Source organism: Actinomadura miaoliensis (assembly GCF_039536785.1).
GTDB classification, from domain to species: domain Bacteria; phylum Actinomycetota; class Actinomycetes; order Streptosporangiales; family Streptosporangiaceae; genus Spirillospora; species Spirillospora miaoliensis.
In genome coordinates this window covers 1-9836 of sequence record NZ_BAAAZG010000046.1, presented here as the reverse complement: position 1 = coordinate 9836, position 9836 = coordinate 1, and the positions used below count along the sequence as shown (strand labels likewise).

Below are 9836 nucleotides of genomic sequence, written 5' to 3'. Positions count from 1 at the left end.
GCGCTGGCCGACGCGGTGGCGCGGGCCCGCCGCCCGCTGGTGATCGCCGGACGCGGCGCGCTGGTGTCCGGCGCCCGCGACGCGCTCGTCGACCTGGCCGACGCGACCGGCGCGCTGCTGGCCACCTCGGCGTGCGCGCACGGCATGTTCGCCGGTCACCCCTGGGCGCTGGGGATCGCGGGCGGGTTCTCGTCGCCCGCCGCGGCCGACCTGATCCGCCGCAGCGACCTGCTGCTCGGCTTCGGGGTGTCGTTCACGCAGTGGACGACCCGCCACGGCGCGCTGATCGGCGAGGACGCCACCGTCGCGCAGGTCGACGTGGAGCCCGACCGGCTGGGCCGGCAGCGTCCGGTCGACCTGCCCGTGCTCGGGGACGCCCGCGCCACGGCCACCGCGCTGGCCGGGGAACTGCGCGCCCGCGGGCACCGTCCCGCCGGGGTCCGCGGCGACGCCACCGCGCGGACGATCGCCGAGGGCTCCAACGACGCCGTCCCGTACACCGACACCTCCACCGGCCGGCACATCGACCCGCGCACCCTCACCAAGGCCGTCGACGAGATCCTGCCCGCCGAACGCGTCGTCGCCCTGGACTCCGGCCACTTCATGGGCTGGCCCGCCCGGCACCTGGGCGTGCCCGACGAACGCGGATGGGTGTTCACCCAGGCGTTCCAGTCGATCGGGCTCGGCCTGGCCTCCGCGATCGGCGCGGCCGTGGCGCGGCCCGACCGGCTGGCGGTGGCGGCGCTCGGCGACGGCGGCTTCTGGATGGGCCTGGCCGACCTGGAGACCGCGGTCCGGCTCGGCCTGCGCCTGTTCGTGCTGGTGTACGACGACGCGGCGTACTCGGCGGAGGTGCACCACTTCGGGCCCATGGGGCATCCGACATCGCTGGTGGAGTTCCCCGACCGCGACATCGCCGCCGTCGCCCGCGGGCACGGCGCGCGCGGCGCGGTGGTCCGCACGCTCGACGACCTGGCGCCGGTCCGCCGGTGGGTGGCCGAGGGCGCGCCCGGCGTGTTCGTCGCCGACGCCAAGATCACTCCGGACCTGGTCGCGGACTGGCTGGAGGAGGCGTTCCGCGGCGAACACTGAATCCGGCGGAACCCGTCCGCGGAACGGGTTGACCTGTTTCGGTCGGGCGAGCGGAACGCCTGGTAAATGGCCGCCATTCCGGCCGGGAAATTCCTTGGCACGTTCCCATCAACGTGGTTTCCGGCGTCCCGCCGCACCGGCCGCCGAAGATCTGGAAGGCTCGTTCCCACCATGGGATCTGCGGCTCAGGACCGGTGCGGAGCGTGATGGCATGCGATACCGCGTGCTCGGTGCGCTCGAACTGCGCGAAGGCGACCGGTGGAATGCGCTCGGCCCGGCCAAGTGGCGAATGCTGCTGGCGGTTCTGCTGTGCCATGCCGGCCAGGTCGTCCCCACCGAACGGCTCGTCGGGGAACTGTGGGGCGAGAAGCCGCCGCGCAGCGCGGGCAAGGTGCTGCAGGGGTACGTGTCCCGGCTGCGGCGCGCGCTCGGCGACGAGTCCGGGCGCACGCTCGTCACGCACATGCGCGGCTACCAGGCGTACGGCTACCGGCTCGTCGTGGACGCCGCCGAGTTCGACGCGCAGGTCTTCGAGCGGCTGATCGAGGAGGGCCGCGGCCACCTGGCCGCCGGGGACGCCGACGCCGCCGCCGTCCGGCTGGGCGAGGCGCTCGACCTGTGGCGCGGCACCCCGTTCGCCGACGTCCCGCCCACACCGGCCGTGGAGACCGAGGCGGCGCGGCTGGAGGCCTGCCACCTGCAGGCGCTGGAGGCGCAGGCCGAGGCCGAGCTGCGGCGCGGCCGCCACGACGCCGTCGTCAGCAGGCTGGAGACCCTCGTCGCCGCCCACCCGCTGCGCGAGGGGCTGCGCGGCCGGCTCATGCTGGCGCTGTACCGGGCGGGACGCCGGGCCGACGCGCTGGAGACCTACCAGGACCTGCGCCGCGTCCTGGTCGAGGAGCTGGGCGTGGAACCGGGGCCGGCGCTGCGGGGGCTGCACCAGCAGATCCTCGCGGCCGATCCCGCGCTCACGCAGCCGCCCACGGCCGGCGCGCCGGCGCCGCGCGACGCCGGCGCCGCGACGGGCGTGCGGCCGCAGCCGTGGGCGCCGGTCACCTCGTTCGTCGGCCGTGAGAGCGAACTCGGCCGCCTGCGCGGGCTGCTGGCGCGCGGCCGCATGGTGACGCTGGTCGGCCCGGGCGGCGCGGGCAAGACCCGGCTGGCCTTGGAGGCCCTGCGGGCGCTGGACGCCGACGCCGACCCGATCCGCGCCGACGGCGCGTTCGTCGTCGACCTGTCCGCCCGCCGGGCCGGCGACGACCTGGCGCACGCCCTGCTGGCGGCGCTGCAGCTGGCCACGGGCGCCTCCTACGGGCCGCCGGGGCGCGGCCCGTCGGACGCGGCGCTGGTGGCCGCGCTCACCGGGCGGCGGGTGCTGTTCGTCCTGGACAACTGCGACCACCTGCTCGACGACGCCGCCGAGCTGGCGGACACCCTGCTGACCCGCACCGAGGGCACCGTCCTGCTGGCCACCGGCCGCGAGGCGCTCGGCGTGTCCGGCGAGACCGCCATGCCCGTCGGCCCGCTGGCCGTTCCGCCTGCGGACGACCCCGACGCCGCCGACCCCGAGGCGGTGCTGCGGTACGCGGCGGTGCGGCTGTTCGTCGACCGCGCCCGCGCCGCCGACTCCGGCTTCGCCCTCACCCCGGACATGTGCCCCGACGTCGCCTCGATCTGCCGCCGCCTGGACGGCCTGCCGCTGGCGATCGAGCTGGCCGCCGCGCGGGTGCGGGCCCTCACCCCGCGCCAGATCGCCGAGCTGCTGGCCGACCGGTTCCGGCTGCTGGCGTGCGGTGCCCGCACCACCGCGCGGCACCGCACCCTGGAGGCCGCCGTCGACTGGAGCCACGAGCTGCTGGACGAGCAGGCCCGCGAGGTGTTCGCCTACCTGTCGGCGTTCCGCGGCGGGTTCCGGCTCGACGCCGCCCAGCGGCTGGGCGTGGGCCTGGGCGTGTGCCCGCCCACCATGACCGACCTGGTGCTGCGCCTGGTCGACAAGTCGCTGCTGCAGGCGCTGCCCGGCGACGACGGCGCGATGCGCTACCGCATGCTGGAGACGTTGCGCGAGTACGCCGCCGCCCGGCTGGCCGAGCGCGGCCGCGCCGACGACACCGCCCACCACCACGCCGAGCTGTACGTCCGGCTCGCCGAGCAGCAGGCCCCCGCACTGCGGTCGGCGGGACAGGCCCGCGCCTTCCGCCTGCTGGAACGCGAGGACGACAACCTGCGCGCCGCCTTCGACTTCTGCTGCCGCACCGGACGCCACGAGCTCGCGCTGCGGCTGGTCGCCGCCCTCGGCTGGTACCTGTGGATACGCGGCGAACGCGTCTTCGGCTGGGCGGGCGTGCTGCGCGCCCTGCGGGTCCGCCCGGCCGAGCAGGACCCGCTGCACCGCGCCCGCGCCCTGATCTGGTCGTGCCACCTCGGCGCCACCGGCACCGTGCGGAACGACGAGGACGCCCGCGCGGCCGCCGAGCACGGCCGCGAGGCCCGCGCCATCCTGCGGGAACTGGGGATGACCGGCGAACCGGAGTACGCGCTGTGCGCCCTGGTGACGGCCTACGCCTGCTACCGCATCGAGGCGCACGCGGAGGGCGACGCCTGGATCGGCGAGTCGCTGCGGCTGTCGGACGAGCTGGGCGACCCGTGGCTGCTGGGCTGCTCGACCACGGTCGCCGGCATCGGGCACGTGCTGCGCGGCGAGTTCCACGAGGCCGAGCCGCGGCTGCGCGCCGGCGTCCGGCACTACCGCGCCGCCGGGGACGCCTGGGGCGAGCACCGCTCGCTGATCTGGCTGAGCCGCATGTACGACGCGACCGGCGACCTGGGCCGCGCCGAGGAGGCGGCCGAGTCCGCGCTGGCCCTGGTGCGCGGGCTGGACCTCGGCGAGGCCGCCGCGCCGCTGCTGGGCTGGCTGGCGCGGCTGCGGCTGCTGCGCGGCGACCAGCCCGCCGCGGAGGCGCACTTGGCGGCGGTGGCGCGGATGCGGTGGTGGCACGCCGGCGCGGAGGCCGCCGCCTGGGTGACGCAGGGCAGGGCGATGATCGCCGACCTTGCGGGCACGGGCGGCGACGCGACGGCGGAGGCGGCCGGGACGTACCGGGAGGCGGCGCGGCTGCTGCGCGTCGCGGGCTTGACCGTGTACGCCGTCGAGAGCCTGTGCCGCCGCGCCGTGCTGCTGTCCCGCTCCGCCGGGGACGCGGCGCGCGGCCCCGTCCCGGAGCGGGCGCTGGAGGCGCTCGCCGAGGCCGCGCGGCTGGCCGCCCCCTGCGGCGACCGCCGCGCCGCTGCGCTCGTCCTGGACTCGATGGCCCTGATGGACCCGGACGGGCCCGACGCGTCCCGGCGGCTCATGCTCGCCGACGAGCTGTGGGAGCGCTGCGGCGGCCGGCGCTGCCCGCCGGCCGAGGCCGACATCGCACGCATCCGCCCCCTGCTGCCCGCCCCCGGGCCGCTGCAGGCGGGCGCCGCCCCCGAGGCCGTGGCGCGCGGCGTGGTGGCCGCCGTCGCCGAACGCTGCCCTTGAACGCCGCGCCCGAAAGCCCGCGAACGCCCCTGAACGTCCGCCCCGCTGACGAACCCCGATGAAGAGGTCGCGCCTATGAGATTGTTCAGCCTGACGGAGAAGCAGTTCACCGCGCTCGCGGACCTGTGCGAGGCGGTCGTGCCGGGGTCGCGGGCGACCGGCCCGGCCGTCTACGTCGACTCCCTGGTCGCCGACGCGCCCGAGCCGCGCCGCGCCGCCGTGGTGGCGGCGATCGAGGAGGTCGCCGCCGCGCGCGCCGGGGGAGTCCCCTACGAGGAGCTGGCGTCCCGCCCGGCGTTCCAGATGCTGCGGGCGCTGGCGATCGAGGCGTACTACGGCGACTTCCGGCGCCCCGGCTACGACGGCCCGTCCGGATGGGACGCGACCGGGTTCGGTGCGGCGCCGATCGTCGCGATGTCCAAGCAGGACTGGTCGTTCCTCGCCTGCCACCGGGAGGCCGGATGAGCCGCGAGCACGCCGAGATCGTCGTCGTCGGGTCGGGCGCCGGGGGCGGCGTCGTCGCGTCCCGGCTGGCCGAGAAGGGGCGCCGCGTGGTGCTGCTGGAGTCGGGCGGCTACCACCCGGCGAGCACGCACGACCGGTTCGAGCTGCGCGCCGCGCGGCTGCTGTGGAACCCGCCGCGGTTCGGCATGACCGCGCCGGACGGGTCGCGTCCCGTCGTCATGGTGTCCGGCCGCGGCGTGGGCGGCTCCACCCTCATCAACACCAAGATCGGCATGCGTGCCGTCGCGCAGGACCACGCCAAGTGGCACGCGGCCAGCGGCCTGGTCAACGAGCGCGGCGAGCCGTTCTCCGCCGCCGACCTGGACCCCTGGTACGAGCAGGTCGAGCAGCGGATGGGCGTGCGGCCCCGCACCGACTGGACGCACAGCGTGCGCACCGTCGAACGCGGCTTCAGGGCCGTGGGCGCCTCCCTGGAGCCGGTCACCTCCTACACCAACGCCGACTGCGAGAGCATCGGCTCGTGCACGGCGGGCTGTCCCACCAACGCGGGCGGCTCGGCCCTCAACCGCTACATTCACCCGGCGATGCTCACCGGCCGGCTGGACGTGCGGCCCGGCACGCTCGTCGGCCGCGTCCGCGTCACCGGCGAGGGGACGGACCGCCGCGTCGCGGGCGTCGACTACGTGGACGGCGACGGCGCCCACGAGCTGGACGCGGACGTGGTGGTGCTCGCCGCCGGCTCCCTGGTCACCCCGCAGCTGCTGCAACGCTCCGGCCTGGCCGCGCTGGACACCCCGAGCGCCCGGCTGATCGGCCGCAACCTCGGCACCCACACCGCCCGCATGGTGCACGGCGTGTTCGACGACGTCATGGACACCCACGTGGTGTACCCGCTGACCGCGCACTGCCGCGACTTCGCCCGCGACGAGGACGGCGGGTTCATCGTGGAGGCCACCACCATCCTGGACCCGGTCGGGCTGGCGTCCAACCTGGTGGACGAGCACGGCCGTCCGCTGTGGGGCGAGCGGCTGGCGTCGGTCATGCGCCGGTTCCGCCACATGACCGCGCTGATGATGATGACCAACGACTCCAACACCGGCGTGGTGGAGGAGACCGGCGACCTCACCGGGCGGATCAGCGTGCCGATCCCCGAGGAGGACCAGGCGCGCCTGGACCGCGCCCACGAGTTCTGCGAGCGGGTGCTGCGCGAGGCGGGCGCCCGCGAGGTGGTCTCGACCGGCTACATCACCTCGCACGTGCAGGGAAGCTGCCGCATGGGCTCGGACCCGCGGCGGTCGGTGTGCGACGCGAACCAGAGGATGTGGGACGTCGACGGCCTCTACCTCGGTGACGCGTCGGTGATCCCGCGCACGCTCACCTACAACCCGTCGCTGACCATCATGGCCCTGGCCGAACGCCTGGCCGCCCACCTGGCCCGCTGACCCCCGGTGAAAGCGTGCGGCGCCGTGGCGGGTCGCCCCCGCCACGGCGCCGCGAACTCCTCGGGTGCTACCCGGTCACGGTGATGGTGGCCTGGCGGCGGACGCCGTTGACCGTCACCGACAGCGTCGCCTTCCCGGGACGCAGGGCCGTGAGCCGCCCGGTCGCCGGGTCGAACGTCACGGTGTGCAGCCAGGGCAGGGCGCGCCGGGCGTCACCGATGTGGACGTTCGGCGACCCGCTCCAGTCGGCGCTCATCGGGTAGGCCAGCGGCATGTCCTCGCCGTCCTGGCGCAGCGTGGCGGTCACGTGCGCGGTCGTCCCGGCCTTCACCCGCTCCGGGACGGTCAGGCTGAGCTCGTCGACGTGGGGCCGCACCTCGGCGCGCAGCCACCCGTCCCCGCCGCGCGTGTTCACGCGCGGGTCCACGCCGAACATCGTCCAGCCGGTGAAGCCGCCGTCGGCGGGGGAGCCGGACGGGTTCTTGCCCGAGTTGCCGTTGACGAACGTGGGCACCCCGTCGACCCGGGACGCGTGGAAGACGCCGACGTGCGCGTTGACCACGGCCGCGCCCTTGCCGGTCCGGGCGCGGAAGTCGGCCGTCCACTTCTCCAGCAGCGCCGCCTCCTTGCGGTCGGCGAGCTGGCTGTTCTTGCTCGGCAGCGGATCGCGCGCCGGATGGTGGCCGAACACCATGACCGACCGGACCGACCTGTCGCGGGCCGCCCCGTCCAGGGCGTCGCGCAGCATCGTCAGCTGGGCGTAGGAGCTGGTCCGGTAGGTGCCGGTGGACGAGTCCAGCAGCACGAACCGGGTGCCCTTGTGGTCGAACGTCCGCGACGGCTCCCCGAACGCCTTGCGGAAGTTGCCGATGTCGCCCGGCCCGTAGATCTCGTGGTTGCCCGGCACGTAGTAGTAGGGCAGCCGTCCGCCCAGCTCCTCGTCCAGGATCTTCTTGGCCAGCGCGAAGTCGGCCTCGTATCCGGTGTCGACGAAGTCGCCGTTGATGACCAGGAAGTCCGGTTTGGCGGCCAGCACTTCCCGCAGCGTGCGCCGGGCCTGCCGGACGAACTCGCTGTCGGGGTCGGCGGCGACGAACTGCGCGTCCGACAGCACCGCGAACCGCCACGGGCTGCCGTCGGCCGTGCCGTCCTGGATGACCAGCGGGTCGGGGACGCGCTCGGGCGCGGGCGGGGTCTGCGCCGGCGGCGGCACCTCGGCGGTGAAGTCGTCGATCAGCACCTCGCCGGTGTACTGCCGGTTGGCGCTGGTCTCGATCGTGTAGAAGCGGGTGACCTTGATCGGGTACGCCACGGACGCGGGCACCTGCATCTCGATCTGCCGCCAGCCCTTCCAGGTGATGTACGGGCCGTACAGCGAGTAGGACTGGCCGTTGGCGTCGGTGATGGTGAACGCCGTCCACTCGCCCTTCTCGTCGCCGTGCACCCAGGCGCCGAGCGCCAGGGGCTGGCCGGGGATCTCGATCGGCGCGGGCGGGTAGGCGTAGGCGGTGCGGGTCGCGGTCGACTGGGTGAAGTCGTACGACAGCCGCAGCGCCCGTCCGGTGTGGCCCTCGGCGACCGGCTCGACCTTCCCGGATCCGCGCGCGGTCCCGAACCGCCACCGGTCGGCGTCGTCGAAGTCGGCGATGGTCTTCTCCTCCAGCCCGACGCTGACGGGGAACACCGTCGTGTGGCCCTTGACTTCGACGGTCACCAGGGTGGAGCCGGTGGAGCCGCGCGGCGTGGCGGTGAACAGGCCGTCCTCGCCGGGCTTGATGTCCAGCAGCGCGGTGTCGTAGGTGAGTTCGGCGTCGGACGGTTCGATGGGGGCGGTGAACCCGTCCTCGTCGAACCCGACGACGCCGAACGCGCCGCCGCCCTTCTGGTCGGGGATGGTGACGCGGTCGACGGTGGCGCCGATGCGGGTGAGCGGGCCGAGCACCGTCAGTTTCGTCTGGCCGCGCGCCCTGCCGCGCGACGCGGTGACCGTGGCCTGCCCGGGCCTGCGGGCGTGGAAGGTGCCGTCGCGGCCGACCGTGCCGGCGCCGCCGCCGGCCGTCCAGCGCGGGGTGCCCGCGGCGGGGCCCTGCTCCTCGTCGTGGCCGCGCGCGACGAGCCTGCGGGTCAGGCCGGGGAAGACGCGGTCGGGACGTCCGCCGCGGGTGGGGCCGACGCCCGGGGCGCAGCGTGGGGTCGGCCGCCGGTTCCACCCAGAACCCGGTCAGCCTGCCGCTGCCGTCGGCGAACAGGCCGATGCCGTTGGGCGTGGGACGCTCGGCGCCGTCCGACGGCTGGTTCTCCACCTGCCCGCGCGTCTGGCCGGGCTCGCGGGCCAGCAGCGTCGACGAGCCGCCACCGTCGAGGTTGAGGGCGTCGTGCGCGCCCGCCTCCTTCATCAGGGCGGCCAGTTCCGCCAGCGTGACGCCGCGGCTGTCGACCTGGCGGCCGTCCACGGTCATCAGGAACATGCGGCGGTGGTCGGCGGAGAACCCGACCGCCGTGCGCGGGTGCTCGGCCGGGTCGGTCAGCGCCGGGATCGCGCCGTCCTTGATCAGCGTCTGGTTGCCGCCGACGGCGAAGGCGGGCGCGCCGTCCGCCGACGCGCGCGGCCGGTAGCCCAGCCCGACCGCGTCGCCCGGCTTGAGGGTGCGCAGCAGGTCGCCGCCCTTCTCCCGGCCGACGAGCACGAACGCGTTGGAGGGGATCTCCCCGGAGCCCGGCGTGCCGCGGATCTCGGTGACCTTGCCGTCCACCACCAGCACCTCGGCGACCCGCTGCGCGCCCTGCGCCAGCGACCTGCCGCGGGTGGCCGACCCCCACAGGGAGGTGAAGGCGCCGATGCCGTCCTGCTTGACGAAGTGGGCGTTGAGCTGGTCGAGGGGGACGGTGCGGCCGCCGGGCAGGGTGAGCTCGCCGTCCAGCAGCGTCTGGGCGATGCGGCCCAGCCCGTCGGCGCCCACCCCCGCCGTCTGGGTGGACCAGCCGGGGACCGCGGACTTGACCAGCTTCCCGTCGTCCACGGCGGCGCCGTTGGCCGCGCCGGTGTTGTTGATGTCGAAGAAGTCGCCGTTCACGCCCGCGATCGCCCCGGCGCGGTCGGCCTGCCGCGACAGCGGCGACACCTCGGAGACCTTGCCGGGCGACAGGTACCCGGCGCGCACCTTGGCGCCCAGGTCCACGGTGAGCAGGTCGGCGCGCAGCCACCCCTTGGCGTCGAGCCGGTCGAACGAGGTCAGCGTGGTGCCCGGCGCGACCGGCCGGGCCGTGCGGTCGGTCTCCAGGTGGCCGCCGGCCGCGGCGCGGGGCGCGCC

General features: G+C 75.5%; 5 protein-coding genes and 1 pseudogene. 4 read left to right on the top strand and 2 right to left on the bottom strand.

Annotated elements, in window-relative coordinates; genetic code table 11:
• The 4 genes from ABD811_RS29220 to ABD811_RS29205 form a co-directional block, all read left to right on the top strand.
• A partial coding sequence (locus ABD811_RS29220; protein WP_344954196.1) for a thiamine pyrophosphate-binding protein occupies positions 1–1092 on the top strand: 1092 nt, incomplete at its 5' end.
• A 211-nt stretch (positions 1093–1303) separates the two neighbouring features.
• A complete protein-coding gene (locus ABD811_RS29215) occupies positions 1304–4618 on the top strand; it encodes an AfsR/SARP family transcriptional regulator (protein WP_344954194.1) in 3315 nt (1104 codons plus the stop codon).
• A gap of 75 nt (positions 4619–4693) precedes the next feature.
• Positions 4694–5083, top strand: a complete 390-nt coding sequence (locus ABD811_RS29210; protein WP_344954192.1) for a hypothetical protein — start codon at positions 4694–4696, stop codon at positions 5081–5083.
• Positions 5080–6525, top strand: coding sequence for a GMC family oxidoreductase N-terminal domain-containing protein (locus ABD811_RS29205; protein WP_344954190.1), 1446 nt, complete (start codon positions 5080–5082; stop codon positions 6523–6525). Before ABD811_RS29210 ends, ABD811_RS29205 begins: the two co-directional genes overlap by 4 nt.
• A gap of 67 nt (positions 6526–6592) precedes the next feature.
• Here ABD811_RS29205 and ABD811_RS29200 read toward each other — a convergent pair whose 3' ends face one another.
• On the bottom strand, positions 6593–8467 hold the full coding sequence (locus ABD811_RS29200; RefSeq protein WP_344954188.1) for a metallophosphoesterase family protein: 1875 nt from the start codon (positions 8465–8467) through the stop codon (positions 6593–6595).
• Positions 8468–8828: 361 nt separating this feature from the next.
• Positions 8829–9278, bottom strand: a pseudogene (locus ABD811_RS44055) (phosphodiester glycosidase family protein); the annotation flags it as partial.
• Positions 9279–9836 lie beyond the last annotated feature (558 nt).

What these genes read in the sequence shown, in the direction of transcription:
- ABD811_RS29215 (WP_344954194.1), top strand. Translation starts at nt 1,304, where the DNA reads ATGCGATACCGCGTGCTCGGTGCGCTCGAACTGCGCGAAGGCGACCGG.
- ABD811_RS29205 (WP_344954190.1), top strand. Translation starts at nt 5,080, where the DNA reads ATGAGCCGCGAGCACGCCGAGATCGTCGTCGTCGGGTCGGGCGCCGGG.
- ABD811_RS29210 (WP_344954192.1), top strand. Translation starts at nt 4,694, where the DNA reads ATGAGATTGTTCAGCCTGACGGAGAAGCAGTTCACCGCGCTCGCGGAC.